22 protein-coding genes are annotated in these 25,882 nt (G+C 72.6%); 11 read left to right on the forward strand and 11 right to left on the reverse strand.

From position 1 onward, the window contains the following. Window positions 1–108: 108 nt before the first annotated feature. Window positions 109–2,355: a tetratricopeptide repeat protein gene (locus CP977_RS22075; RefSeq protein ID WP_167308896.1), complete on the reverse strand. Its 2,247-nt coding sequence runs from the start codon at window positions 2,353–2,355 to the stop codon at window positions 109–111. Window positions 2,356–2,359: 4 nt separating this feature from the next. Continuing rightward, window positions 2,360–2,815, reverse strand: coding sequence for a hypothetical protein (locus CP977_RS22080; RefSeq protein ID WP_152370695.1), 456 nt, complete (start codon window positions 2,813–2,815; stop codon window positions 2,360–2,362). Between the two features lie 237 nt (window positions 2,816–3,052). Between CP977_RS22080 and CP977_RS22085 the strand changes: the two genes are divergently transcribed. The 3 genes from CP977_RS22085 to CP977_RS22095 all read left to right on the forward strand — a co-directional run bounded on the left by CP977_RS22085 (window position 3,053) and on the right by CP977_RS22095 (window position 5,875). Beyond that, window positions 3,053–3,427, forward strand: a complete 375-nt coding sequence (locus CP977_RS22085; protein WP_062752457.1) for a hypothetical protein — start codon at window positions 3,053–3,055, stop codon at window positions 3,425–3,427. Window positions 3,428–3,565: 138 nt separating this feature from the next. Then, on the forward strand, window positions 3,566–4,639 hold the full coding sequence (locus tag CP977_RS22090) for a CCHC-type zinc finger protein (protein ID WP_152370696.1): 1,074 nt from the start codon (window positions 3,566–3,568) through the stop codon (window positions 4,637–4,639). Window positions 4,640–4,738: 99 nt separating this feature from the next. Further along, window positions 4,739–5,875, forward strand: coding sequence for a glycosyltransferase family protein (locus CP977_RS22095; RefSeq protein ID WP_152370697.1), 1,137 nt, complete (start codon window positions 4,739–4,741; stop codon window positions 5,873–5,875). Here the strand turns inward: CP977_RS22095 and CP977_RS22100 are convergent. Beyond that, window positions 5,847–6,248, reverse strand: a complete 402-nt coding sequence (locus tag CP977_RS22100; protein WP_104860413.1) for a DUF192 domain-containing protein — start codon at window positions 6,246–6,248, stop codon at window positions 5,847–5,849. The genes CP977_RS22095 and CP977_RS22100 overlap by 29 nt on opposite strands. 202 nt (window positions 6,249–6,450) lie before the next feature. Between CP977_RS22100 and CP977_RS22110 the strand changes: the two genes are divergently transcribed. Beyond that, on the forward strand, window positions 6,451–7,188 hold the full coding sequence (locus tag CP977_RS22110) for a prepilin peptidase (RefSeq protein ID WP_152370698.1): 738 nt from the start codon (window positions 6,451–6,453) through the stop codon (window positions 7,186–7,188). A gap of 285 nt (window positions 7,189–7,473) precedes the next feature. Here CP977_RS22110 and mgrA read toward each other — a convergent pair whose 3' ends face one another. Further along, on the reverse strand, window positions 7,474–8,511 hold the full coding sequence (gene mgrA, locus CP977_RS22115) for an L-glyceraldehyde 3-phosphate reductase (protein WP_152370699.1): 1,038 nt from the start codon (window positions 8,509–8,511) through the stop codon (window positions 7,474–7,476). A 126-nt stretch (window positions 8,512–8,637) separates the two neighbouring features. On the opposite strand from mgrA, the gene CP977_RS22120 reads away from it, so the two are divergent. The 5 genes from CP977_RS22120 (at window position 8,638) to CP977_RS22140 (ending at window position 14,361) form a co-directional block, all read left to right on the forward strand. After that, entirely contained in the window at window positions 8,638–9,399 is a 762-nt protein-coding gene (locus CP977_RS22120) for an isoprenyl transferase (protein ID WP_062752452.1), read from the forward strand. 294 nt (window positions 9,400–9,693) lie between these two features. Then, window positions 9,694–11,019 (forward strand): RNA 5'-3' helicase PhoH2, encoded by a 1,326-nt coding sequence (gene phoH2 / locus CP977_RS22125; RefSeq protein WP_062752451.1) that lies wholly within the window; start codon window positions 9,694–9,696, stop codon window positions 11,017–11,019. A gap of 374 nt (window positions 11,020–11,393) precedes the next feature. Beyond that, window positions 11,394–12,122, forward strand: a complete 729-nt coding sequence (locus CP977_RS22130) for an aggregation-promoting factor C-terminal-like domain-containing protein (protein WP_062752450.1) — start codon at window positions 11,394–11,396, stop codon at window positions 12,120–12,122. 134 nt (window positions 12,123–12,256) lie between these two features. Then, window positions 12,257–13,690: an AI-2E family transporter gene (locus CP977_RS22135; RefSeq protein ID WP_062752449.1), complete on the forward strand. Its 1,434-nt coding sequence runs from the start codon at window positions 12,257–12,259 to the stop codon at window positions 13,688–13,690. Continuing rightward, complete coding sequence (locus CP977_RS22140) at window positions 13,687–14,361, forward strand: hypothetical protein (RefSeq protein ID WP_062752448.1); 675 nt, start codon at window positions 13,687–13,689, stop codon at window positions 14,359–14,361. The genes CP977_RS22135 and CP977_RS22140 overlap by 4 nt, the downstream gene beginning before the upstream one ends. Before the next feature lie 62 nt (window positions 14,362–14,423). On the opposite strand, the gene CP977_RS22145 is transcribed toward CP977_RS22140, so the two are convergent. Together CP977_RS22145 and CP977_RS22150 are read right to left on the reverse strand one after the other, a co-directional pair. After that, a complete protein-coding gene (locus CP977_RS22145; protein WP_062752447.1) occupies window positions 14,424–14,963 on the reverse strand; it encodes an alkyl hydroperoxide reductase in 540 nt (179 codons plus the stop codon). Between the two features lie 6 nt (window positions 14,964–14,969). Continuing rightward, window positions 14,970–15,524, reverse strand: coding sequence for a peroxiredoxin (locus tag CP977_RS22150; RefSeq protein WP_062752446.1), 555 nt, complete (start codon window positions 15,522–15,524; stop codon window positions 14,970–14,972). Window positions 15,525–15,658: 134 nt separating this feature from the next. Between CP977_RS22150 and CP977_RS22155 the strand changes: the two genes are divergently transcribed. Further along, the gene (locus CP977_RS22155; RefSeq protein WP_079131048.1) at window positions 15,659–16,645 is read left to right on the forward strand and encodes a hydrogen peroxide-inducible genes activator; all 987 of its coding nucleotides are present in this window, start codon (window positions 15,659–15,661) and stop codon (window positions 16,643–16,645) included. 52 nt (window positions 16,646–16,697) lie between these two features. On the opposite strand, the gene CP977_RS22160 is transcribed toward CP977_RS22155, so the two are convergent. The 3 genes from CP977_RS22160 to CP977_RS22170 are packed head-to-tail and all read right to left on the reverse strand — an operon-like array spanning window position 16,698 to window position 20,274. Then, a complete protein-coding gene (locus CP977_RS22160) occupies window positions 16,698–19,073 on the reverse strand; it encodes an FtsX-like permease family protein (RefSeq protein WP_109185616.1) in 2,376 nt (791 codons plus the stop codon). Further along, a complete protein-coding gene (locus CP977_RS22165; RefSeq protein WP_062752445.1) occupies window positions 19,070–19,753 on the reverse strand; it encodes an ABC transporter ATP-binding protein in 684 nt (227 codons plus the stop codon). Before CP977_RS22165 ends, CP977_RS22160 begins: the two co-directional genes overlap by 4 nt. Beyond that, on the reverse strand, window positions 19,750–20,274 hold the full coding sequence (locus tag CP977_RS22170; RefSeq protein ID WP_062752444.1) for a PadR family transcriptional regulator: 525 nt from the start codon (window positions 20,272–20,274) through the stop codon (window positions 19,750–19,752). Before CP977_RS22170 ends, CP977_RS22165 begins: the two co-directional genes overlap by 4 nt. Window positions 20,275–20,577: 303 nt before the next feature. Here CP977_RS22170 and CP977_RS22175 point away from each other — a divergent pair, with 303 nt between their 5' ends. Next, on the forward strand, window positions 20,578–22,803 hold the full coding sequence (locus tag CP977_RS22175; protein WP_152370700.1) for a transglycosylase domain-containing protein: 2,226 nt from the start codon (window positions 20,578–20,580) through the stop codon (window positions 22,801–22,803). A gap of 83 nt (window positions 22,804–22,886) precedes the next feature. On the opposite strand, the gene CP977_RS22180 is transcribed toward CP977_RS22175, so the two are convergent. Then, on the reverse strand, window positions 22,887–24,833 hold the full coding sequence (locus CP977_RS22180; protein WP_152370701.1) for an ATP-binding SpoIIE family protein phosphatase: 1,947 nt from the start codon (window positions 24,831–24,833) through the stop codon (window positions 22,887–22,889). A 311-nt stretch (window positions 24,834–25,144) separates the two neighbouring features. Continuing rightward, window positions 25,145–25,810 carry a cytidylyl-2-hydroxypropylphosphonate hydrolase gene (gene fomD, locus CP977_RS22185; RefSeq protein WP_062752441.1) on the reverse strand — a complete coding sequence of 222 codons (666 nt, stop codon included), beginning with the start codon at window positions 25,808–25,810 and terminating at the stop codon, window positions 25,145–25,147. Window positions 25,811–25,882 lie beyond the last annotated feature (72 nt).

A 25,882-nucleotide genomic window follows, 5' to 3' on the forward strand; every position in this document is an offset into this window, starting at 1 on the left:
CAGTCCTGCGCTCACGCTAGAGGCATATTACACTGCGTGGCAAGTCGGCGACCCTCCGTCGGCTGGCAGGGTGAGTGGGTGGGTTCATCCAGTCCCGAACCCCGAAACTTAAGCTTCGGGCCCACGGCCCCGCCCCCACCGGAACCAGCGCCGCCACCCCCGCCGCTCACGATCCTTCTCCCTCTCGAGCAGGGTCGCGTCAAGGGCACGCTCGGCCAGACCTTTGCTGTACAGGTCGTCGAACTCCTCGAAGATGGCGATGGCTCGGGTGTGGGTGTGGATGGCGTCGTCGTAGCGCCGTACCTTCCGGAGCGCGATGCCGAGGTTGTTGAGTGAGCCGGCTTCACCATGACGATCTTCGAGTTCGCGGTAGATGTCTGCGGCTTGGGTGTGGGTGTGGATGGCGTCGTCGTAGCGCCGTACCTTCCGGAGCGCGATGCCGAGATTGTTGAGCGCACTGGCTCCGCCGTACCGGTCGTCGAACTCGTCGAAGATGGCGATGGTTCGGTCGTGGGCGTGGATGGCGTCTTCATAGCGCTGTACCTTTTGCAGCGCGATGCCGAGGTTGTTGAGCGCGTTGGCTTCACCATGACGATTACCGAGTTCGCGGTGGATGTCCGCGGCTCGGGTGTGGGCGTGGATGGCGTCGTCGAGACGTCGCGCTTCTGCCAGGGCGATGCCGAGGTTGTTGAGCGAGCTCGCTTCACCGTGGCGATTTTCGAGTTCACGGTAGATGCCCGCGGCTTGGGTGTGGGCGTGGATGGCGTCGTCGTAGCGCCGCACCCTTCGTAGGGCGATGCCGAGACTGTTGAGCGTGTTGGCTTCGCTGCGACGGTCTTCGAGTTCTCGGGTGGCCGTGAGGGCGTACTCATTGACGGTGAGGGCGTCATGGAAGTGGCGTCGCTGAACGAGATAGACGCTCAGGCTTTCGGCTAGGAGCAAGACCATCCGGGAATGGCCGGCTGCGGCGTGAGGGACCATGGCGGTGAGGTTGGCCCGTTCAGCGTCCAGCCACGTCAGTGCGGCAGCTCGGTCGGCGAAGAGCTCAGGTACCGGTTGGCCCGGTAGCGCGCGCAGGTGGTCGTCGGCGGCATCGCAGGTGGTCGTGTAGTACGTCAGCAGTCGCTCCAAGGCCTCCTTTTCCCCCTCCTCCGGCAGTTCCGCCGCGTACAGCCGGATCAGGTCGTGGGCGCGCCAGCGGCCGGAGCGGGGTGGCTGTTCGTTGAGCAGGCCGGCGCGGGCGAGAGTGGCCAGGCCGGTGCGGGTCTCCCGCTCCTCCCGGTCGCTCAGTACGGCGGCAGCCTCGGTGGACAGGTCCGGGCCCGGGTTCAGGGACAGCAGGCGGAACAGGCGGGCGTTCCGCGGGCCGAGGCGTTGGTACGACAGGTCGAAGGCGGTCTCGACGGCCAGGGAGCGGCCGTCGCCGTCCTCGTGCTGGAGCCGCTTCAGGCGGGTGCGGATGTTGGCGAGGTCGTCGGCCAGGGTGGCGATCGGGAGGCCGGGGTCGTCGGTCAGCAGCGCGGCGGCGATCGTCAGCGCCAGAGGCAGTCGGCCGCAGTAGTCGGCCACCCGCTCCAGGGCCCCGGGGTCCTCCTCGGCGCGCGGGTCGTCGGGGCTCACCTCGGCGAGCGCGGTGGTGATCAGCGCGGCGGCCGACTCGGCGTCCAGTTCGTCCAGGGGTACGAGCCGGGCCCGGAAGTCGGGGGCGGTCAGGGCGTCGCGGGACGTCACGAGGAGCCGATGCGCGGGGTGCGCGGGCACGAGGTGGCGGAGCTGGCCGGGGGAGGAGGCGTCGTCGGCGACGATCAGGACCGCCCCGTGCGCCCCGGCGCGCCGGTTCAGCTCCGACCGGTACAGGGCCGCCTGCTCCTCGACCGTCGGCGGCAGGTCCCCGTCCCGTACCCCGAGCGCCCGCAGCAGCGACTCCAGGGCCTGTTCGGGGCCGACCGCGCCGGCCGGGTCGTAGCCGCGCAGGTGTACGTAGAGCGTGCCGCCGGGGAAGCGCCCCCGCTCCACGGCGCGGTGCGCCGCGTGCAGGGCCAGTACGGTCTTGCCGACCCCGGGTAGGCCGGTCACCACCGTCGTGCCCGCCCCGTCGGGCGCCAGGGCATCGAGGAGCGCGTCGGTCCGCTCCTTCCGGCCGGTCAGCGGCCGATCGGGCGGCAGGGAGGCCGTGGCCTGGGGGGCGGGACCGCTGCCGGGGCCCCAGTAGTTCCGGGTCTCCGAGACGTGCTGGTCCCTGCCCGCCTGGTAGTTACGGCCGTTGTCGGACGCACGGGCCCACTGCCGGGTACCGGCGGGCGGGCCGGGCCTCTCCACCCGGTCGGCGCCCTCGGCGTCGTACCGCTCGCTCAACGCCTCAAGGCCCCTCGACCTGCTGGTCCCCGCCGGCCTGCGCGATGTGTCCCCGGCCGGACGCCTTCGCGCGCTGGTCGACCTCGGCGGCGCCACCGCCGGTCTGGGTGATGGTCCCGTCGTCGGACGCCTCGGCGTGCTGACCGACCCGGAAGAGGGCTCCGTTGGTGGACTGCGGGCCGCCGGCCTGTGCGATCCGGCTGTTCCCGGACGCCGTCGCCTCCTGCGTCACCGTATGGTGAGGAACCGGGGCCGGCGGCCGCTCCCGCGAGGACCACCAGATGCACACCGCCAGTACCGCCCCCGCCGTCACCGTGCCGAAGGCGAGGGCCGTGTCGAGCCGGGGTCCCTCGCCCTGGGGCAGCCACCCCCACGACACCACCCGCACCACCCACACGCACACCCCGAACGTGGCGGCGGCCGCCACCACGGTCACCAGCCACCGCATCGCGCGCGTCATCCCGTACCCTCCCCGTTCCTCCGGCCCGGTCGTGCCACGGGCCGCTCCCATGGTCCCGGACGAGGACCGTGCCCGTCACGCCTTGCGCCGGATCGAGGCCGCCGGATCGGGACCACCGGAGTACGGCTCGGGCGCGCGGCTTCCGGAGGGCGACCCGGAGACCGATCCGCAGGGGTGGTTCCAGGGAAAACGCAAAAGCGACGGGACGCCGTCGTCGGACAGGAGCATTCTGGACGGATGACGACGACGCCGAGCGTGACGCCGAGTGTTCAGTTGGTCAGCGACCTCGTCGCCCGGATCCCCGAGTTCCGCGAGGCCTACGAGACCCATGTGCTCCACCAGGGCGGCGTGCTGCCGCACGTGTTCTTCTGGGACGTCGTCCAGGACACGGTCCGCTCCTTCCTCGGCGAGGACCCGGCCGCGCCCGACTGGCGCCGCACGCTCGCCTTCCTGGAGGAGGAGAGCCGTCGCGGGATCCTCGGCGTCGACGAGGTCATCGTCACCTCGTTCCTGGGCGACCTGCCCTCCCCGCACGAGCCCGGCCACGCCATCGTCCACCGGCTCGGCCCCGTCATGGCCGCGAAGTTCGCCCGTCTGAGGCCCCTCGGCTGATCCCCGCGCCGACCTCTCCACCAGCCCCCGTAAGGCCCCGCGTTATTCAACTCGCCTCCGTCCACGGTTACTTGGGTATCGTTCCGCGGACACGCCGAGGCCGACGCGCTCCGGCGCGGACCGGGGGGTGGCGCGAGCGTGCTGAGCGACGAGGACGTCCTGGCGGCCGTACGGCGCCGGGTCGAGGAGCGCGGCGGGGCCGGTCGGGTGCCCCCGGGCGGGGCGGACATCACCCGGCACCTCCTGATCGAGGGGCGGGTCCTGCGCTGCGTGGAGACCCGTACGGAGGAGGAGCGGTTCCACCAGGGCTCCATCGACCTGTCCGACCGGCCCGTCTACGGCTCCGACCTCGACTCGTACCGCATACCGCCCCCCGAGGACCCCGCCTCCGAGACGACGCTGAGACTGGTGCGGCGCGGTTCGGTGGACGACCGTTCCTGCGACTGCGGCAACGGCGTGGTGGCCTGCGAGCGTTGCAAGGGGCGCGGTGAGCTGCCGTGCGTCCCGGCCGAGGCCTGCGGCGGGTGCCGGGGGGTCGCCGCCTGCCTGTGGTGCGACGGCACCGGCCACCGCAGCCGCCGGACGTACGGCAGGCTGAACACGGGGCCGCAGACGAGGGCGGGACGCGTCACCTGCGGCCGGTGCGGCAGCGTGGACGCGGCGTGCGCCGACTGCCGCGGACGCGGCAGGAACACCTGCGCCCGGTGCGGCGGATCGGGCTCCCGCGGCTGTCCCGACTGCGGCCGGGCGGGCACCGTGCCCCACCGGCGCTGCGGGGGCACCGCGCGGATCGTGACGTGGACCGAGGGCGTCGTCACCCGGAGCCCGCTCGTCGTGAAGGTCAAGATCTCCTCCCCCGACCTGCCGTACGGGGCGTGGAAGAGCGCCCGCGACCACGGGGCCTGGGCCGACGTCCGCGTGGTCGGCCCCCGCTCCTCCCTCGCGCGCGACACCGCCGGGGACGTGGCCGCGGCCCTGGAGCCGTGGCTCGTCCCCCACGAAGGGGAGGTGGGCCGGCGGATCACCCTGCGCCACCTGTCCCTGGCGCGCGTCACCCTCGCCTCGGAGCCCCACCGGGTGTTCTTCGTCGTCCCCGGGCGCGACGGGCCGCACGTCGCCGCGTGGCCCTCCGGGGGGCGGGTCCGGCTGATCGCCGCCGTCGCGCTTGCGGCCCTGGTGGCCCTCGTCGTCGTGTCCCACCTCCTCGCCTGAGCCCGACCGGTACGGAGTACCTGCGGTACGGAGTACCTGCGGTACGGAGCACCCGCCCCGCCGCCCCACCCCCTCCGCCCGGAACCGATAATCGAACCCATGCCCCCGCCCCGACCCGCCGACCCCGACAGCCCCGTCGGCCCCCGCCGCCCCTCCCGCCCCCTCCTCCTCGCCCTCGGCGGCTACGCCGCCACCCGCGCGATCGGTCTCGTCGTCCTCGCGATCGCCGCCGCCGCGACCGGCGAGGACGGGCTGCACCGGCTCAAGGGCCGCTGGGACTCCGTCTGGTACGTGCGGATCGCCGAGCACGGCTACGGGTACGAGACCGTCCTGCCCAACGGCGACGTCCACTCCGACCTGGCCTTCTTCCCGCTCCTCCCGCTCCTGGAGCGTGCCCTGTCCGCCGTACTCCCGCTCGACGCGGCCGGCGCGGGGCTCCTCGTCTCCTGGACCGCCGGGCTCGTCGCCGCCTGGGGCATCTTCAAGTGCGGCGCCCACGCCCTCGGGCCGCGGACCGGCGTCCTGCTCGCCGTCCTGTGGGGCGTGTACCCGACCGCGTTCGTGCAGTCCATGGCGTACACGGAGACCCTCTTCACCGCCCTCGCCGCCTGGTCCCTGTACGCGGTCCTGCGCGACCGCTGGATCCTCGCCGGCCTCCTCTGCGCCGCCGCCGGCCTCACCCGCCCCACCGCCGTCGCCCTGATCGCCGCCCTCGGCATCACCGCCCTCGCCGCCCTCGTGCGGGACCGCCGGCTGCCCGCGCGGACGGTGGCCGGCGTGCTGCTCGCGCCCCTGGGCTGGCTCGGGTACATCGTGTACGTGGGGGTACGGCAGGACAGCCCCACCGCCTACTTCGAGGTCCAGGCCGCCTGGGGCAACTCCATCGACGGCGGCCTCGCGCTCGCCCGGTTCGTCGCGGGCCTGCCCTGGCCCGCCGCCCTCGGCCTGACCGCGGCCCTCGCCCTGCTCGCCTGGCTCGTCGTCCTCTGCGTACGGCAGCGGCAGCCCCTGCCCCTGCTCGTGTACACGATCGGCGTCGTCCTCGTCTCGCTCGTCGGCGCCGCCTACTTCGGCTCCCGGCCGCGCCTGATGATGCCCGCGTTCGGACTGCTGCTCCCGCCCGCCGCGGCCCTCGCGCGCCTCCGGCCCCGCGCCGCCGCCCCGGTCCTCGCCGGCCTCGCCCTCGCCTCCGCCGCGTACGGCGCCTTCACGCTCCTGGGGTCGGGCCCTCCGTGAGCCCTCCCCGGCCCGGATCCCCCGTGAGGTCCACGCGCACGCGTACCCCCGCCCGCACCCCCCACCCCGCCAGCGCGCCCGCCTCCGCCTCCAGGACGTGCCGGCCGCGCGGCCGGACCATGCCCAGCCGGCCCGGCCGCATCGTGACCACGGACAGGACCCGGAACGAGCGGTCCAGGTGCGCCACGTCGATCGCGAACCGCATCCCGAAGGTGTGCACGCTGTTCGTCCGGACGATCAGCAGCGCCCCCGCGACCCCGTCCCGCCCGAGCAGCCCCCGCCGCCGCGCCCGGTACGACGCCGCCACCTCCAGCGGGACCGCCGCGCCGCCCGGCACCGTCAACGTCCCCGCCCCGTCCGCCCATTTCCCCATGCGCCAGACCGTAGCCGCCTCCGCTCCCCAGGGGGTGTCTCGCCGATCATGCCGGGCTCGCGGTGTCCGGCACCGCACCTCGCCGCGTTGTCGTCACTCGCCAGGGCTCCGCCCTGACTCCCTCCTCCGCCTTGCGATGCACGGCACCGGACACCGCTCCCTGATCCGGCCTGATCGACAAGACACCCCCTAAGGTCTGCCCGTGGACGTCCTGCTGCTGATCTCCGTCGCCGCCCTGTGGGGCGCCGCCACCGGGCTGCTCGTCCCGCGGGCCGCCCACCGTCTCTCCGTCGAGCCGGAGGAGCCGTGGCGGGACCGCTGCCCCGCCGGGCACGTGCTCGCGGGGCCCGCGGGCGGCTGGCTCGGCGGGCCCGGCCGGGGCGAGTGCGCGACCGCCGCCCCGCTCGCCACCCCGCTGCTCACCGCCCTGGTCTGCGCCGTGCTCGCCGCCGCCACCGGCACGCCCCGGCCCGAACTGGCGGTCTGGCTGCTCGCCGCCCCCTTCGCCGTCCTCCTCGCCCGCGTCGACGCCCGCGTCCACCGCCTCCCGGACGGGCTGACCCTGCCGCTCGCCGCCGCCCTGCCGCTGCTCCTCGGGGCCGCCGAGCTCCTCCCGTACGACGCCGGCTCCTGGCTCCACGCGCTGCTCGGCGCGCTCGCCCTCGGCGGCGGCTACCTGGTGCTCTTCCTGGTCAACCCGAGCGGCCTCGGCTTCGGCGACGTGAAGCTGGCGCTCCCGCTGGGCGCGGCCCTGGGCTGGTACGGCTGGGGGGTCCTCTTCGCCGGGGCGTTCGCCGGCTTCCTCCTCGGCGCGGTGTACGGCCTCGTCCTGGTCCTGCTCCGGCGGACCGACCGCTCCTCCGCGATCCCCTTCGGCCCCTCCATGCTCGCGGGCGGACTGCTCGGCCTCCTCCTCGGCGCGTTCACCGCCGTTCCCTGAGCAGCCGTCCCCGAGGCGCTGCCCGCCGCCCCCGCGTCAACGTCGCGCCCCCGCCGCCCGGTCCCCCCTGGGAGGGACGGAACCCCGCCGCCACGCCGGGGCGTAAACCCGCCACGGAGCCCCACAGCCCTTGTCCCGCCCGGGATCCGGGGTTTTCCGGACGGGACTTCCGGCGCGCGTGGCGCGCAGGACGACTAATGAAGGGTTATGGTGGAAACCCCCCCTCGGGCCGGTCCGTATCCCCCCCCACGGACCGGCCCGTTTTTCGTCCCCGGCCAGGGGACGTCAGCCCCGGCCGGCCCAGATGTTCGTGCCCGCCGTGTCCACCGCGAACGAGTCGATCTCCGCCAGCTCCCCGTCCGTCAGGGGAGCGCCGCCGAGCGCGGCCACGTTCTCCTCCAGCTGGGCGACGCTGGACGCGCCGATCAGCGCCGACGTCATCCGAGGGTCCCGCAGCACCCACGACAGCGCCAGCTGCGCCAGGGACTGCCCGCGCCGCTCGGCGATGTCCGCGAGGCCGCGCAGGCGCCGCAGCACCTCGTCGGAGAGCAGGTTCGGGTCGAGGGACTTGCCCTGGGTGGCCCGCGAGCCCTCAGGGATGCCCTTCAGGTACTTGTTGGTGAGCAGGCCCTGCGCCAGCGGCACGAAGGAGATGCAGCCCATGCCGGCGGCCTCCAGGGTGTCGAGCAGGCCGTCCTCCTCGGTCCAGCGGTTGATCATCGAGTACGAGGGCTGGTGGATCAGGGCCGGGACGCCCATCTCCTTCAGGATCCGCGCGGCCTCGGCGGTCTGCTCGCTGGTGTAGGAGGAGACGCCGACGTACAGCGCCTTGCCCTGCTGGACGGCGGAGGCCAGGGCCCCCATCGTCTCCTCCAGCGGGGTCTCCGGGTCGAAGCGGTGCGAGTAGAAGATGTCGACGTAGTCGAGGCCCATCCGGTCCAGGGAGGCGTCGAGCGAGGACAGCAGGTACTTGCGGGAGCCCCACTCGCCGTACGGGCCGGGGTGCATCAGATAACCGGCCTTGGTCGAGATGACCAGTTCGTCCCGGTACGGCGCGAAGTCCTGGGCGAAGATCTTGCCGAAGTTCAGCTCGGCCGAGCCGGGCGGCGGCCCGTAGTTGTTCGCCAGGTCGAAGTGGGTGACGCCCAGGTCGAAGGCGCGGCACAGGATCGCGCGCTGCGAGTCGAGCGCGCGGTCGTCGCCGAAGTTGTGCCAGAGGCCGAGGGAGACCGCCGGGAGCTTGAGGCCGCTGCGGCCCGTGCGGCGGTACTCCATGGTGTCGTAGCGGTCCGGGGAAGCGAGGTACGGGGAGGAATCAGTCACGTATCTCTGCTTATCACGGACTTGTGACCGTCCCGGGCTGGGAGCCCGCAGCCCCCGCGCAGTAGTGTGGCCGCCTGCGGACCGCCGATGCCTGGGGTCCGTCGCTGCACAGAGGGGTAAAGAACGGTGAACCTGCGCGACCTGGTGTACGGGCTCTACGCACGCCGGGTGGAGGGCCGTCTCGACCACGCCCAGGTGCCCAAGCACATCGGGGTCATCCTCGACGGGAACCGGCGCTGGGCCAAGGCGTCCGGCGGGACCCCCGAGCAGGGACACAAGGCCGGCGCGGACAAGATCCAGGAGCTGCTCGGCTGGTGCGCCGAGACCGACGTCGAGGTCGTCACGCTCTGGATGCTCTCCACGGACAACCTGAACCGGCCCGAGGAGCAGCTCGTCCCGCTGCTCGGCATCATCGAGAACGCCGTGCGCGCGCTCGCCGCCGACGGGCGCTGGCGGGTCCACCACGTCGGCACGATGGACCTGCTGCCCGCCCGCACCCAGTCCGTCCTGAAGGAGGCCCAGGAGGCCACCCGGGACAACACGGGGATACTCGTGAACGTCGCCGTCGGCTACGGCGGGCGCCAGGAGATCGCCGACGCGGTCCGCTCGCTGCTCCTGGAGCACGCCGACCGGGGCACCAGCTTCGAGGAGCTCGCCGAGATCGTCGACGTCGAGCACATCTCCGAGCACCTCTACACGCGCGGCCAGCCCGACCCGGACCTGGTGATCCGCACCAGCGGCGAGCAGCGGCTCTCCGGGTTCATGCTCTGGCAGAGCGCCCACTCCGAGTACTACTTCTGCGAGGTCCACTGGCCGGCCTTCCGCAAGGTCGACTTCCTGCGGGCGCTGCGCGACTACGCCGCCCGGCACCGGCGCTACGGGACCTGACGCACCCCCCCTCACCCGGTCGGAACCGATCACCTCGTGTTCACGAACACGTCGTCATATGCCATGGCATGGCCGAGGTCGTTCGAGGGCATATCCCTGGTGAAGTGAGCGGCACGGAGACCGCCACCCGGGAGGCCCCTTGCACCAGGACGACCGTGCGGGACACGCACGGGAGACGTGGAGGGCCGTGGTCCGGCCCGCGCATCGCGGCCCGCACCCGGTCCCATCCCGCAGCGACACCGGTTCCGTCGCGCCCCGACCTCACAGGGGTCTTCAGAGGGGGTCTGTCCTTCCGTGGTGACCAGCACGAAGCGCCGCCTTTCCGACCGGCGCACCTATGTTCTCGACACCAGCGTCCTGCTGGCCGACCCCAACGCCGTGTCCCGTTTCGAGGAGCACGAGGTGGTGCTCCCGATCGTCGTGGTCACGGAGCTGGAGGCCAAGCGGCACCATCCGGAGCTCGGGTACTTCGCCCGGCAGGCCCTGCGCCTGCTCGACGACTTCCGGATCCGGTACGGACGCCTCGACGCCCCGCTCCCCATCGGGGACCTGGGCGGCACCCTGCGTGTCGAACTCAACCACTCCGATCCCGGCGTCCTGCCCGCCGGCTACCGGTTGGGGGACAACGACTCACGGATCCTCGCGGTCGCGCGCAACCTCCAGGCCGAGGGGTACGACGTCACGGTCGTCTCCAAGGACCTGCCGCTGCGCATCAAGGCCTCCTCGGTCGGGCTCCTCGCCGAGGAGTACCGGGCCGAGCTCGCCATCACGGACGCCAACGGCTGGACCGGCATGTCCGAGCTCGCCCTCTCCGCCGACCAGGTGGACCTGCTCTACGACCAGGAGACGCTGTACGTGCCGGAGGCCGCCGAGCTCCCGGTCCACACGGGCCTGGTGCTCCAGTCCGAGCGCGGCAAGGCGCTCGGCCGGGTCACCGCCGAGGGGAACGTACGGCTCGTCAGGGGCGACCGGGAGGCCTTCGGGCTGCGCGGCCGCAGCGCCGAGCAGCGGATCGCGCTCGATCTGCTCCTCGACCCGGACGTCGGCATCATCTCCATGGGCGGCCGGGCCGGCACCGGCAAGTCCGCGCTCGCGCTCTGCGCGGGCCTGGAGGCGGTCCTGGAGCGCCGCCAGCACCAGAAGGTGATGGTCTTCCGTCCGCTGTACGCGGTCGGCGGCCAGGAGCTGGGCTACCTGCCGGGCAGCGAGGCCGAGAAGATGAGCCCGTGGGCGCAGGCCGTCTTCGACACGCTGTCCTCGGTCGCGAGCCGCGAGGTGGTCGAGGAGGTGCTCGGCCGCGGGATGCTGGAGGTCCTGCCGCTCACCCACATCCGGGGCCGCTCCCTCCACGACGCGTTCGTCATCGTGGACGAGGCCCAGTCCCTGGAGCGGAACGTCCTGTTGACCGTTCTGTCCCGGATCGGGGCGAATTCGCGGGTCGTGCTCACCCATGACGTCGCCCAGCGCGACAACCTCCGGGTGGGCCGGTACGACGGAGTCGTCGCCGTCATCGAGAAACTGAAGGGGCATCCGCTCTTCGCCCACGTCACCCTCACCCGCTCCGAGCGCTCCCCGATCGCCGCGCTCGTCACGGAGATGCTGGAGGACGTTCAGATCTGACCGTTTCGTACCTTTCCGTATCGGTACGGAAGTTGACGCCGCCCGGCGAAACGCAGGAGCTTAGCCGGGCGGCGTCGCCGTGTCCGCCACATACGCCAAAACACCTGCCCCTTTCACGATGTGAGCTTTCACACGCAACACAGAATTGCCTTGCGGCATCGCCGTCCGGCAAAGTCTTGCTTCCGTCAGGCCCCGCACACGGCACCCGTGCACCCTCAGGGGAGCGCACCGCACAACTCAACAGACGTCCGCCGTATGCCGCCCACAGCACCACGGGCCCGTGTCTCCTGTGACCCCGTACGTCGGAGACCAGTGCCAGGGGCAAGATTTCGCCCGCGTGGTCACCTGTGCGGGCGATGCTGGAAGGAAACCGTGTGAGCCGGATCTCGGTCCGGGGATTCGCGGTGGCTTCGGCCACTGCGGTCACCACCGTCGGCGCCGTCGTCGGCGTCGCCTCGGGCAATGCCGCGCAGCCCGCCGACGACAGCTTCGAGGCCGCCGCCGCCGACACCACGCTGCTCGCGGACATCCCCGCGGGCGAGCAGGCGCAGGTACAGGTCTCGTCCCTCGCGGAGCAGGCCTCCGTCCAGGCCGCCGCGGCCGACTCGGCCGCGAAGAAGTCCGCGGAGGAAGCGGCCCGCATCCGCGCCGCCAAGGACGCCGAGGCCAAGAAGGAAGCGGCCGTCAAGGCCGAGGCGGAGGCCAAGGCCAAGGAGAAGGCCGAGAAGGAGCGCAAGGCGAAGGAGGAGGCCGAGCGCGCCAGCCGTTCCTCCACCCGTGACGTCACGTCCTTCACGGCCCAGGCCTCCTACACCGTCGCCGAGGTCAAGGCGATCGCCCGCCAGATCGTCCCGGCCTCCCAGTTCCAGTGCTTCAGCACCATCGTGGACCACGAGTCCAGCTGGAACTACCGCGCGACCAACCCGTCCTCGGGCGCCTACGGCCTCGTCCAGGCCTACCCGGGCAGCAAGATGAGCTCGGCCGGGGCCGACTGGCGGACCAACCCCGCCACCCAGATCAAGTGGGGCCTCAACTACATGAACGACCGCTACGGCAGCCCGTGCGACGCCTGGGCCTTCTGGCAGAACAACCACTGGTACTAGTACCGGGTCTCAACCCCGCGGAGCCCCTCGCCGTCCTACGGTGAGGGGCTCTTCGCACGCGGGCGTGTAGGTTCGGGGCTCCACGGGCACCCGGGTAGCCACCGGGAAGAGCGGGCGGGGGAAGAGGGAAGAACATGTCGCGAGTGCCAGGGTGGCTGAACCGGCTGGGCGAGGGCCTGAGCCGCGCGGGCCGACGACTCGACGAGCGCAGGGCCGAGGCGGAACGGGACGACGAACTCGACCAGCCGTACGGAAGACCCGGCGGGGACGCCCCCGCGCGGCCCGAGGCCGACCCGGACACCGCCGCGCCCCTCCCCTCCGAGCAGCAGGCCGCCCCCGCGGAAACCGGCCTCTCCGTCCCCGCGCCCCCCTCGTACGCCCCGGCCGTCGCCGCCCGCCCCGACCCCGCCGCCGCCATCCCCTGGGGGATGCGCGTGGCCGCCGAGGCGGGCTGGCGCCTGCTCGTCCTCGCCGGGACGGTCTGGGTCCTGATGAAGGTGATCAGCTCCGTCCAGCTGGTCGTCCTCGCGTTCGTCGCCGCGCTCCTCGTCACCGCCCTGCTCCAGCCCACCGTGGCCATGCTCCGCCGCAAGGGCCTGCCCCGCGGCCTCGCCACCGCCGTCACCGCCGTCTCCGGCTTCGTCGTGATGGGCCTGGTCGGCTGGTTCGTGGTCTGGCAGGTCATGGACAACATCGACAACCTGTCCGACCAGGTCAAGGGCGGCATCGAGGAGCTCAAGCGCTGGCTCCTCAACAGCCCCTTCCACGTGACCGAGCAGCAGATCAACGGCATCGCCCAGAACCTCAGCGACTCCGTCGGCACCAACGCCGAGCAGATCACCCAGGTCGGCCTCCAGGGCGTCACGGTCGTCGTCGAGACGATGACCGGCATCCTCCTCGCCATGTTCTCGACGCTCTTCCTGCTGTACGACGGGAAGAAGGTCTGGGAGTGGACGCTCAGGCTGGTGCCCGCCCAGGCCCGGCCGGGCGTCGCGGGCGCCGGGCCGCGCGCCTGGCGCACCCTCACCGCCTACGTGCGGGGCACGGTCCTGGTCGCCCTCATCGACGCCGTCTTCATCGGCATCGGCCTCTACTTCCTCGACGTGCCGATGGCCGTGCCGCTCGCCGTCTTCATCTTCCTCTTCGCCTTCATCCCGCTGGTCGGCGCCGTGGTGTCCGGCGCCCTCGCCGTCGTCGTCGCCCTCGTCACCAACGGGGTGTTCACCGCCCTCATGGTGCTCGTCGTCGTCCTCGCCGTGCAGCAGATCGAGGGCCACGTCCTCCAGCCGTTCATCCTCGGCCGCGCGGTGCGGGTCCATCCGCTCGCCGTCGTCCTCGCGGTCGCCGCCGGCGGCCTGACCGCCGGCATCGGCGGCGCCGTCGTCGCCGTCCCGCTGGTCGCCGTCACCAACACGGCGGTCGGCTACCTGCGCGCGTACAGCACCGAACAGGCCCTGCGCAGCACGCCGGAGCCGCGCGGGGCGACCGCGTACGAAGTGGCCCCGACGCCCGCCCCCGGCGCGGCGCGGGGCGAGCAGGTCGAGCGGGGCGAGGGTGAGGGCGCGTGATATCGGAACCGGAGCTGGTGGGCGGCGGGGGATTCGAGAGACCCGAGGTGCTCACCGAGGCGCCGCCGTCCCGCCCGCCCCGGGCCCGCCGGCCCTGGCTGTGGGCGCTCGGCGGCGCGGTCGCGGCCTCGGCGGTCTGGGGCGGCGGGCTCTACGCGTACGAGCGGGCGAAGCCGACGGGCCCGGACCTCGGTGGGTACAAGGAGGTGGACGACCTCTGCGGGAAGGCCGGGCTGGAGGCGCTCGCCGGGGTCCTGGGCAAACGGAGCGAGGAAGGCGCCGGGCCGTTGGTGGACGACCCGACGCTGCACAGGAGGAGCTGCATGCTGACCTTCGGCTCGCCGGAGACGGGATACAGCGGAAACATCGTGTACACCCTGCACAAGGCGACCGACCCGGGGCCCGAGTTCGGGGCCTGGGGGAAGTACTACGAGCTCGCCACCCCGATCGACGGTGTCGGGGAGAAGGCCCTCTTCGACGACCGGGGGGGCGAGGGCGGAGAGCTCCGGGTGCTCGACGGCCAGGTCGAGATCGAGCTGAGCGTCTCCCGGCAGTACGTCACCGACGAGAACGGTGAGTTGGTCCAGGAGACCGAGCCGGTGGACCTCTCCGGGATCGAGGTCCCGATGACCCAGGACCTGCTCGCCCTGATGGCCGAGCTCAGGAAGTGACGGAAGGGCCCCGGGGCGGAAAGCCCCGGGGCCCTTCTCGTACGGTCTCGTACGGTCCGCGGTCAGGCCTGCTCGGCGAGGACCGCTTCCGCGTCGAGGGTGACGCCGACCGCCTGGATCACGGCGGCGATCTTCACGGCCTCCTGGATGGTGGCGCGGTCGAGACCGGACTGGCGCAGGACCTGCTCGTGCGAGTCCAGGCACTGGCCGCAGCCGTTGATCGCGGAGACGGCCAGCGACCACAGCTCGAAGTCGACCTTCTCCACGCCCGGGTTGCCGATGACGTTCATCCGCAGACCGGCGCGCAGCGTCCCGTACTCGGGGTCCGACAGGAGGTGCCGGGTCCGGTAGAAGACGTTGTTCATCGCCATGATCGCGGCGGCGGACTTGGCGGCCTGGTACGCCTCGGGCTTCAGGTTCTCCCGGGCCTCCGGCTCCAGCTCCTTGAGCACCTTCGGCGAGCGCGAGGCGATCGCGCAGGCCAGGACGGTGCCCCACAGCTGCTGCTGCGGGAGGTCGCTGTTGCCGATGACCGAGCCCAGGTTGAGCTTCAGGTCCTTGGCGAAGTCCGGTATGGCGGCCTTGAGTTCATCGAGAGCCATGGCGGATCACTCGCCCGAGAGGAGCTTGACGGGGTCGAGCGTGGTCTCGCCCTTGCTCCAGTTGCACGGGCACAGCTCGTCGGTCTGCAGGGCGTCGAGGACCCGCAGGACCTCCTTGGGGTTACGGCCGACGGAGCCGGCGGTCACCATGGTGAACTGGATCTCGTTGTTCGGGTCCACGATGAAGACGGCGCGCTGGGCGAAGCCGTCCTCGCCCTCGACGCCGCAGTCCCGCATCAGGTCGTGCTTGGAGTCCGCGAGCATCGGGAAGGGCAGGTCGCGCAGGTCGTCGTGGTCCTTGCGCCAGGCGTGGTGCACGAACTCGGAGTCGCCGGAGACGCCGAGGATCTGGGCGTCGCGGTCCGCGAACTCGTCGTTCAGCTTGCCGAACGCGGCGATCTCGGTCGGGCAGACGAAGGTGAAGTCCTTCGGCCAGAAGAACACCACGCGCCACTTGCCCTCGTAGGACTTGTGGTCGATCTGCTCGAACTCCTTGCCGCTCTCCAGCGACACGCAGGCGGTCAGGTCGTAGGTGGGGAACTGGTCACCGACAGTGAGCACGCGCTCTCCTTGCAGCAGGGAAACACCCTTTTTGAGGGGTTTCCATGAGGGTTGGACGGATCCACAGCATGGCACGGAGTGCATTGATCAGTGAAATAGCTAGAGTGGGTCGTGTTGATCGAAGGTGGTTATCAGTGGCATCCCCGTACAACCCTCCGTACAGCCCCCCGAACGGCTCGCACCGCACCAAGCAGCCGAGCCTTTCCCAGCTCAGAGCGTTCGCGGCGGTCGCCGAGCACCTGCACTTCCGTGACGCGGCGGCCGCCATCGGCATGAGCCAGCCCGCGCTCTCGGGCGCGGTTTCGGCACTCGAAGAGGCACTCGGTGTCCAGCTCCTGGAGCGTACGACGCGGAAGGTGCTGCTCTCGCCCGCCGGGGAGCGGCTCGCGGTGCGCGCGCGGACGGTCCTCGACGCGGTGGCCGAGCTGATGGAGGAGGCGGAGGCGGCCCGGGCCCCGTTCACCGGGGCGCTGCGGCTCGGGGTGATCCCCACCGTCGCCCCCTACCTGCTGCCCACCGTGCTGCGCCTGGTCCACCGGCGCTACCCGGACCTCGACCTCCAGGTCCACGAGGAGCAGACCTCCTCGCTCCTGGAGGGGCTCGCGGCCGGACGGCTCGACCTGCTCCTGCTCGCCGTGCCGCTCGGGGTGCCCGGCGTCACCGAAGTGCCCCTCTTCGACGAGGACTTCGTCCTGGTCACCCCGTCCGGGCACCCGCTGGCCGGACGGGACGACATCCCGCGCGAGGCCCTGAAGGAGCTGCGGCTGCTGCTCCTGGACGAGGGGCACTGCCTGCGCGACCAGGCCCTCGACATCTGCCGCGAGGCCGGGCGCTCGGACGGCGCCGAGGTCACCACCACCGCGGCCGGCCTGGCCACCCTGGTCCAGCTCGTCGCCGGCGGCCTCGGGGTGACCCTGCTGCCGCGCACCGCCGTCCCGGTCGAGACCGCCCGCAACACCGCCCTGGGGACGGGCCGCTTCGCCGCCCCGGCCCCCTCGCGCCGGATCGCCCTCGCGATGCGGACGGGCGCGGCCCGGCAGGGCGAGTTCGAGGAGCTGGCGGAGGCGCTGCGGGGAGCGATGGAGGAGCTGCCGGTACGCGTGGTGGGCGGCGGTTCCTGAGACCCCCCGGCATCAGGAACCGCCGCCCGTGCGCGTACATCCGATCGACGGGTTACTCCGTGCGCAGCCCGTCCGCGCGCATCAGCCGCCACAGGGCCGGCATGCTCAGCAGCGTCACCAGCCCGATCAGGGCGGCGCCGACGCCGACCACGGGCAGGAACACCCACCAGTCCTGGACCGTCTGCCCGCCCATCTTCAGCAGGACGACCCCGAGGCCGAGCCCGCCGACCACGGCGAGCGCGAGGCCGAGGGCGATCGGCACCGCCGTCTGCCACAGCACCGACCAGCTCAGGGTGGAGCGGCGGGTGCCGAAGGCGACGAGCGAGGAGAGCAACCGCTTGCGGTCCCTCAGCTGCTCCAGGGTGGTGACCAGGAGCGAGGCCGCCACCAGGAGCATCGTCAGGGTGGAACCGACGAGGATGCCGGTGCGGACGCTGGAGAAGGCCGCGTCGCGCTCGATGTCCTTCAGGTCCTTCGTCCAGGCGGTCGGGTCGACCGCCGCCGTCGTGTTCCGCACGTGGTCGGCGGCGTCGGGCACGGCCGGGTCGAGCCGGATCATGTTCTGCGCGTAGGGCGTGTCGAGCAGGCCGGTGTCGATCGCCGACGGGGTGGCGAGGACGCCGTACTGGTACATGCCCGTCGGGTCGGGGCGGGAGTCCACGACCTTCGTGCCGGCGGGGAGCTTCCACAGCGGCACCGGGGTGTCCGCGGGCGGCCGCTCCGGCCCGTCCTTCGGCGGGTGCGGGTCGCGCAGGGCGACCGTGGCGCCCGGCCGCGCGACCGCGGTGACCCGCGCGTCGTCCGGGGAGCCCTGCGCGCCGTGCGCGAGGGCGACGAAGACGTCGCCGTCCCGGCAGGAGGGCAGGGTGGCGAACTCCCGCAGGGAGGAGCAGTCGCCGACCCTGATCGAGGCCGACGGGGCGAAGTCCTTGCCCTCCTCCAGGGGGCCGGGCCGCCACACGTGCGACTCGAGGATCGACGTCGCCGCGTCGACGCCCTCGGTCCGCGTGAAGCGGGCGGTGATGTCGCGGGCCTCGTCGGCGGTCCTGTCGCGGAACCCGACGGCGATCCGGGCCCGGGACGGGTCCTCGCCGGTCGGCAGCGTGAAGTCCCTCTCCATCGCCTGGAAGAGCATCTGGAGCGCGATGGCGCCGGTGGCCGCGACGACGATGCCGCTGACCGCGCGGGCCGCCGTGCCGCTGCTCAACTGGAGCCTGCGGACGGCGAGCTGCCAGGCCACCGGGCCCGCGTGCAGCCGCTTCACCCCGGCCTCGACCAGCCACGGGAGCAGCGTGGTCAGACCGATCAGGAAGAGGACGGTGCCGGTCACGACGGGCACGGTGTCGATGCTGGTCTCGGTCACCGCGACCCGGCCCATGAGCGGGGCGAGCAGGGCGGCGCCGGCCGCCAGGAGCAGCAGCCGCCACCACAGCCGGCGGCGGCGCGGCGCGGAGGCCCGGACGACGCCGAGCGGTTCGATCGCCACCCCGCGCAGCGCGACGAGGGTGACCACGACCGAGGCGACCGGGACGGCGGCGAGGGCGAGGGCGGCGAGCGCGGGCATCGGCACGACGTCGGAGGGGAAGGCGTTGACGTCCCAGATGGTGAAGGAGCCGGCGAACTGCCGGGCCGCCGCGAAGAGTCCGGCGCCGGCCAGGAGGCCGAGGAGCGCGCCCGCCAGGGACTCGCCGGCCGCGATCCGCCGGGTCATGGGGACGTCCGCGCCGACCAGCCGGAGCGCCGCGAGCCGCCGGTCGCGCTGCTCGCCGCCGAAGCGGACGGCGGTCGCGATGAAGACGAGCACGGGAAGCAGCAGGACGACGCAGGCGACGACCACGAGGAGGATCAGGAAGGCGTTCATCGGTTCCTCGGGCACCGACCAGCCGAAGCGCTCGCCGCGCCCGTCGAGGTTGCCGGCGTCGAGGAAGTCGACGTGGGCGACGTACCGCAGGTCGGCCGGGCCGATGAGCCCGCCCTTGCCGAGGGTCCCGGCCACCTCGTAGGGGAGCCGTTCCTCGAGCAGGGCGCCCTCGGGGGAGTCGAGCAGTTCGCGGAGCGCGGGGGAGACCAGCATCTCGCCGGTCCGGGGGAACGCGGTCGCGCCCGGGGGGACCGGGGGCGCGTCGCCGTCGGGCTGCAGCAGCAGTCCGGAGACGACGTCGTCCCGGTAGGTGGTGGCACGGGTGAGGTGGAGAAAGGTGCCGGGCCCGGGGGCGGTGACCTCCCGGCTCGCGTCGACGGCGCGGACCGCCTCCCGCACCTCCCGCTGGAAGAGCATGTTCGGCAGGGAGGCGGCGAGCAGCAGCAGCGCCACGCCGAAGCCGACGCCGGTCGCGGTCAGCAGGGTGCGCAGCAGGCCGGGGCGGCCGCCGGTGACGGCGAACCGGGCGCCGAGGGTCAGGTCGCGGGCCCAGACGCGGAGCTTCATGCCGCCCACTCCGCGTCCCGTACGCGCCCGTCGCGCACGACGATCTCGCGGTCCGAGTAGGCGGCGACCCTGGCCTCGTGGGTGACGAGGACGACGGCGGCGCCGGTGTCCCGGGAGGCCTCGGTGAGCAGGCTCATGACCCGTTCGCCGTTGAGGGAGTCGAGGGCGCCGGTCGGTTCGTCGGCGAAGATCACCCGCGGGGCGGTGACGAGCGCGCGGGCGACGGCGACGCGCTGGCCCTGGCCGCCGGATATCTCGCCGGGCCGCTTGGCCGCGACGTCGTCGACCTCCAGGCGGGCGAGCCATGCGACGGCCCTGGCCTCGGCGGTCTTCCGCTTCTCGCCGTTGAGGCGGAGCGGGAGGGCCACGTTCTCGGCGCAGGTCAGCTCGGGGACGAGCTGGCCGAACTGGAAGACGAAGCCGAAGTCGGTGCGGCGCAGGGAGCTGCGCTCGCGGTCGGAGAGGGCGGTGAGGTCGCGCCCGTCGTAGGCGATGGTGCCGGCGTCGGGGCGGACGATGCCGGCCAGGCAGTGCAGCAGCGTGGACTTGCCGGAGCCGGAAGGGCCCATGACGGCGACGACCTCGCCGGCCCGCAGCGAGAAGTCGGCGCCGGCGAGCGCCGGGGTCGGCCCGTAGGCCTTGTCGAGGCCGGTGGCCTTCAGAAGGGGTGCGGAGGTCATCGGCGGACCTCCTCGGCGAGCCGGTCCAGCCGGGCGGCGGTCAGTTCCAGCCAGCGCAGGTCCGCCTCCAGGTGGAAGAGGGCGTGGTCGCAGATGAGCTGGTCGGCGAGGTCGCCGTCCTTCTTGCGCCGGGTGAGCTCGCGCATCAGGCGCAGGTGCTCGGAGCGCTGGGCGTCGAGGATCCCGTCGGCCCCGCGGCCGGTCAGGAGGGCGAGGACGACCTTGGTGTAGAGGGTGGACTGGAGGTACGGCTCCGGCTTCTCGGGGGTGGCGAGCCACTGGGCGACATCGGTGATGCCGGCTTCGGTGATGGCGTACCGCTTCCGCTCGGGGCCGCCGCCCGCCTCGACGCCGTCGACGACCACGAGGCCGTTCTTGAGGAGCCGGGACATGGTCGAGTAGACCTGGCCGTAGTGGAGCGGCCGGTCGTGGCCGAATCTGTCGTCGAAGGCGCGCTTGAGGTCGTAGCCGTGGCGCGGGCCGGACTCCAGGAGCCCGAGAAGGGTGTGGCCGATGGACATGCCGGTCACTGTACACGGCGTGTATACCTGCGATGTATAGCGGCCGGACGGGCGGCGGGCGGGTGGTGGTCGGGTGCCGGGCGGGCCGCCGCCGGTAAGCGGAATGCTCCCTTCATGCAACCGATCGACGTATTTGGGCGTCGGTTCCTCTGGACGCGGGTGCTGATTCTCACGTCCGGAAAAGACGTGATCGGTCTCCTATGTCCGTCCTGTCGGTGTTAGCTTGCTGAGCTGATCCGACACGCACGGCACGCGCCGGAGCGCCGGGAGCCGGGACACACGACGAGCGGAGCGACGGGACACATGGGCCGACCTGACACGGGCAAGGCGAAGAAGAGCGGCATACGCCGCCTCTTCTCCTGGAAGAAGCTCCTGGGCACCTTCTTCGTGTGCTGCCTGCTCGGCATGGGCGCCCTGTACGTCGTCTACCTCATGGTCCCGGTGCCGACGGCCAACGCCGAGGCGACGATGCAGAGCAACATCTACAAGTACTCCAACGGCAAGATCCTCGCCCGCACCGGCGAGATCAACCGCGAGATCGTCGGCCTCGACAAGATCCCCGAGCAGGTCCAGAAGGCGTTCGTCGCCGCCGAGAACAAGACCTTCTACAAGGACAACGGCGTCGACATCAAGGGCACCACCCGCGCCGCCTGGTCCACCGTCACCGGCAAGGGCAAGCAGGGCGGCTCGACCATCACCCAGCAGTACGTCAAGAACTACTACCTGAGCCAGGACCAGACGGCGACCCGCAAGCTCAAGGAAATGGTCATCGCCCTCAAGGTCGACCAGAACATGAGCAAGAACGAGATCCTCGCCGGGTACATGAACACCAGCTACTACGGGCGCAGCGCCTACGGTGTCCAGGCCGCCGCCCGCTCGTACTACGGCGTCGACGCCTCCCGGCTCACCACCGCCCAGGGCGCCTACCTCGCCGCCCTGCTCCAGGCCCCCAACCAGTACGACTGGACCTCCGCGAACGCCACCGGCCGCAAGCTCGTCGAGCAGCGCTGGAACTACGTCCTCGACAACATGGTCGAGGAGGGCTGGCTGCAGCCGTCCGAGCGCGCCGGCATGAAGTTCCCCGTGCCGCAGAAGCCCAAGCCGCTCCCCGGCATGGAGGGCCAGACCGGCTACCTGGTCGAGGCCGCCAACCAGGAGCTGATGCGCCGGGGCGTCAGCGAGGAGGACATCAAGGCCGGCGGCTGGACGGTCACCCTCAACATCGACGAGAAGAAGCAGAAGGCCCTCGTCAAGGCCGTCGACCGGCAGCTGGAGGCCAAGCTCGACCGCAAGGGCAACGAGAAGCACGCCGTCGTCCAGGCCGGCGCCACCTCCGTCGACCCGAAGACGGGCGCGGTCGTCGCCATGTACGGCGGCGTCGGCGCCACCGAGCACTGGATCTCCAACGCGACCCGCCGCGACTACCAGCCCGCCTCCACCTTCAAGCCGATCGTCCTCGCCTCCGCCCTGGAGAACCGCTCGGAGACCCAGGACGGACGCCGGATCGGCCTCGGCACGGTCTACGACGGCACCAGCAAGCGCAAGGTCGTGGGAAGCGACATCCCCTTCGACCCGGAGAACGAGAACGACCGCAGCTACGGCCCCATCACCGTCCAGAAGGCCACCAACAGTTCGGTCAACTCGGTCTACGCCCAGATGATCGTCGACGTCGGCCCCGGCAAGGTGAAGAAGACCGCCCTCGCCCTCGGGATGAAGGACGGCGAGGACTTCCCCGAGGCCCCCGCCATCTCCCTCGGCGTCATGAACGCCTCGACCCTGGACATGGCCGGCGTCTACGCCACCCTCGACAACCACGGCAAGCTGGTCACCCCGACCCTGGTGAAGTCCGCCGAGCACAAGGAGCGCACGGTCCGCGGCCAGAACGCGATCGGCGGCCAGGTCATCTCCCGCGAGAGCGCCGACACCGTCACCAAGGCCATGGCCGGCGTCGTGCGCAGCGGCTCCGGCACCAACGCCGCCGGCGACTACGCGGCCGCCGGCAAGACCGGCACCTCCGAGAACAACCGCTCCGCCTGGTTCGTCGGCTACACCCCCGAACTCGTCACCGCCGTCGGCCTCTTCGGCGAGGACCCCAAGGGCAACCAGGTCACCCTGACCAACACCATCAACCGGGGCCGCGCCAACGGCGGCGGCATCCCCGCCAAGGTCTGGGGCGACTACACGACCCGCGCCCTGAACGGCGGCTCCGACGCACAATTCGACCTGAAGACCGACGGCACGGACGCGGTCGAGCCGGATCCCAGCCGCACCACCGAGGCCCCCGAGGAGCCCACGGACGAGCCGACCACGGCCTCGCCCACCACGACCCCGCCGGCGACCGAGCCCGCCACCACCCCGCCGACCCGGACGAGCGACCCGGCCACCACCCCGCCGACGCCCACCGAGGAGCCGACGACCGAGGAGCCGTCCCCGCCGCCCTCCATCGAGCCGCCCGACGGCGGCGGCCCCGACCCGGAGCCGGGCGGCGACCCGACCGGCAGGCCCACCCGCTCGACGACACCGCGCTAGCCGCACGGGGACACCCGGAGACACGCGGAAGGCCGGACCCCTTCGAGGGTCCGGCCTTCCGCGCGTCCGGGCACGTGCCCCGCTCAGGTACGGGTCGCCAGCTCGAACCAGACCACCTTGCCGCCCGAGAGCCGGGTCGCCCCCCAGCGCCGGGCCAGCCGGTTCACCAGGAACAGACCGCGCCCGCCCTCGTCCGTGTCCCGCGCCCGCCGCTGCCGGGGCAGCTGCGGCGAGTCGTCGCCGACCTCGCAGCGCAGCACGTCCGTACGGAGCAGCCGCAGCGTCACCGGCCGCTCCGCGTACCGCACGGCGTTCGTCACGACCTCGCTGATCAGCAGCTCCACCGAGTCCGTCAGCTCCTCCAGGCCCCAGCGGGCCAGCGCCCGCCGGGCGAGCCGCCGGGCCCGCCCCGGAGCCGCGTCCTCCGGATCCAGGAACCAGTACGCCACGTCGCTCGGCGCGATCCCGTCGAACCGGGCCGCCAGCAGCGCGATGTCGTCGTCCCGGTCGCCCGGACCCAGCATGTCGAGGACGTCGTCGCAGAGCGCCTCCAGCGGCGGCGAGTGGTCCGGGCCGGTCAGCTGCGCGGTCGCCGCCAGGCGCTCCCGCAACTGCTCGATCCCCGTCCACACGTCCCGCAGCCGCGACTCCACCAGACCGTCGGTGTACAGCAGCAGCGTGGCACCGGCCGGGGCGTCCAGCTCGACCGCCTCGAAGTCCACCCCGCCCACCCCGATCGGCGCGCCCGGCGGCACCCGCAGCACCTCCGCGCGCCCGCCCAGGTGGAGCAGTATCGGCGGCGGATGGCCGGCGTTCGCCACCGTGATCCGGTGCGAGACCGGGTCGTACACCGCGTACAGGCAGGTGGCCATCCGGTTCTCGCCGAGCCGCTGCGCCTGCTCGTCCAGGTGGTGCAGGACCTCCTGCGGCGGCAGGTCGAGCCCGGCCAGGGTCTGCGCGGTGGTGCGCAGCTGGCCCATGATCGCCGCCGAGGTCATGGAGTGGCCCATGACGTCGCCCACGACCAGGGCGACCCGGCTGCCGGGCAGCGGGATCGCGTCGTACCAGTCGCCGCCCACCCGGGCCGTCTCGGCCGCCGGCAGGTAGCGCGAGGCGAGCCGCACCCCGGTCGGCTGCGGCAGCGAGTCCGGCAGCATCGTCCGCTGGAGCTCGTCCGCGATGTACGCCTCCCGGCCGTACAGGACGGCCTTGTCGATGCCGAGCGCCGTGTGCGTGGCCAGCTGAGCCGCCACGAGCAGGTCGTTCGGCTCGAACCCGGCCCGCTCCGGGCGGCGCAGGAACACGGCCGCGCCGATCACCCGGCGCCGGCCGCGCAGCGGAGCCAGTATCGCCCGCAGCCCGCCGGGCAGCGGCCGGTCGGTGCCGAGCAGCTCGGTCAGCGCCTCCCGGGCGGCGGCGGAGTCGCCGAAGACCGGCCGCACCCCGCGCAGCACCTCGGCGAGGGCTCCCCCGGACCGCACCTCGCAGAGTTCGGCCGCGGGGGTCGGATCCGGCTCGGGCACGAGCACGAGCTCCTCGGACTCCGGGTCCGTTAACCGCAGCCGGTCCGTCCGGCGCAGCCGCAGCACGAACGGCGCCACCGGGCGCTCGTCGCCCACCGGCAGGGGGTCGCGGAGATAGACCAGGATCTCGTCGGAGAAGGTCGGCACGGTCGCCCGGCACAGGCCGAGCACGATCTCGTCCAGGTCGATGCCGCGGGCGATGCGGCGGGTCGCCGCCCCGACGAACCGCAGCCGCTCGCCCTCCCGCCGCGCCGAGGGACCCCCGCCGCCGGACGGCTGCGGGGAGACGGCGACGGCCACGGCGCCGGAGCCGACCGGGGCGCCGGTCCCGAGGGGCGCGGCGGGCGCGGTGGACGCCGCCGGGGACTCCGTACCGGAGACCGCCGCTCCGCCCGGCTGCGCGGGCACGTCGGGCAGGCCGGCCGCCTCCTGGCGGGGGCGCGCACGTTCCTGCGGCCGGGCAGCCAGGGGCTGCCGGCCTTCGTGGGAGGTGGGATGCTCCGTCACGCGTGGGATTCCGTCCGTCCGGGCCGGTGGTGCGATGCACTCGCTCTTCTCGCCGATGCCGCGCCTTCGACGGGGATAAACCCCTCGTATGCAGCGGATGCGGACGCTCCGCGAGTCGCGGCGACGACGGGGGTCGGAACACCCGGGCAGACGTCCGGCACTGCTCTCCCCCTCGTGGGTGACTGGCGGTCAGGTCCAGTGTGCTGTTCGGTCGCTGACGTACTGTTCGGTAGGTCCGACGTGCTGTCCGATCCGTCTTTGACGTGCGGAGGACGATCCTACGTTTGGACCCCGGGGGTGCATCAAGGGTCTCACGGACCGGTGTGCGCCGGGGTGCGATCCCAGTCCGCCGGCAGGTCCGGAACCCGCCAGGCCGGATCGGGCCGCCAGTGCTCCCAGCCGTCCGAGAACGGCGCCCCCCACTCCTGGATCCGCTCCACCGCGCGCCGCCCGGCCTCCCGCACCCCGGCCGCCTGCTCCGGACCCATCAGACCGGACCGCTGGGCCTGCGCGAACTCGTCCTCGTCCCGCCACAGCCAGCTGCGGTCCGGGTAGACGGAGATGTCGAGGAAGTGGTCCTCGGAGTCGACGCCGCCGGACCAGCGGGTCCGCGGCTCCTCCAGGTTCACGTACCAGCTGCGGAAGCGCCAGCCGCGCTCCCAGAACAGCCACACCGACCACGGCTCGCCGGGCCGCGCCAGCTTCAGCACCCCGCTGCCCGCCCAGCGGGCCCGCTCGGTGGTCCGGGGCGCGGTGTAGCGGGTGGCGAGCGGCTCGTCGTGGACGGAGGTGCCGTCGGCGAGCACGGGCCGGACGCACTCGGTGCCGGGCGCCATCCAGACCGCGAGCAGCTCGGGCGTGTCCTGGACGACCGTCACCGGCCGGCAGATGTGCACGGCTCCGGTGCCGTTGCCGCGGTAGCGCCAGAGGACGTGGTCCCCCGGCGCCCAGTGCTGAGAGGCGTCCGATCCTGTCATGCGCAGATCTTAGGGGCGCGCTCCCACCGCCGCTGCGGCGCGGGTCACGGACGAGCCGTCCGGCCGTCCTCC

The organism is Streptomyces cinereoruber (assembly GCF_009299385.1).
In the GTDB taxonomy this organism is placed as follows: Bacteria; Actinomycetota; Actinomycetes; order Streptomycetales; family Streptomycetaceae; genus Streptomyces; species Streptomyces bikiniensis.

Coding starts and splice junctions, on each gene's coding strand:
- CP977_RS22080 (WP_152370695.1), bottom strand. CDS start 2,815: ATGACGCGCGCGATGCGGTGGCTGGTGACCGTGGTGGCGGCCGCCGCC.
- CP977_RS22165 (WP_062752445.1), bottom strand. CDS start 19,753: ATGACCTCCGCACCCCTTCTGAAGGCCACCGGCCTCGACAAGGCCTAC.
- CP977_RS22160 (WP_109185616.1), bottom strand. CDS start 19,073: ATGAAGCTCCGCGTCTGGGCCCGCGACCTGACCCTCGGCGCCCGGTTC.
- CP977_RS22100 (WP_104860413.1), bottom strand. CDS start 6,248: ATGGGGAAATGGGCGGACGGGGCGGGGACGTTGACGGTGCCGGGCGGC.
- CP977_RS22145 (WP_062752447.1), bottom strand. CDS start 14,963: ATGGCTCTCGATGAACTCAAGGCCGCCATACCGGACTTCGCCAAGGAC.
- CP977_RS22175 (WP_152370700.1), top strand. CDS start 20,578: ATGGGCCGACCTGACACGGGCAAGGCGAAGAAGAGCGGCATACGCCGC.
- CP977_RS22085 (WP_062752457.1), top strand. CDS start 3,053: ATGACGACGACGCCGAGCGTGACGCCGAGTGTTCAGTTGGTCAGCGAC.
- CP977_RS22135 (WP_062752449.1), top strand. CDS start 12,257: ATGTCGCGAGTGCCAGGGTGGCTGAACCGGCTGGGCGAGGGCCTGAGC.
- fomD (WP_062752441.1), bottom strand. CDS start 25,810: ATGACAGGATCGGACGCCTCTCAGCACTGGGCGCCGGGGGACCACGTC.
- CP977_RS22170 (WP_062752444.1), bottom strand. CDS start 20,274: ATGTCCATCGGCCACACCCTTCTCGGGCTCCTGGAGTCCGGCCCGCGC.
- CP977_RS22095 (WP_152370697.1), top strand. CDS start 4,739: ATGCCCCCGCCCCGACCCGCCGACCCCGACAGCCCCGTCGGCCCCCGC.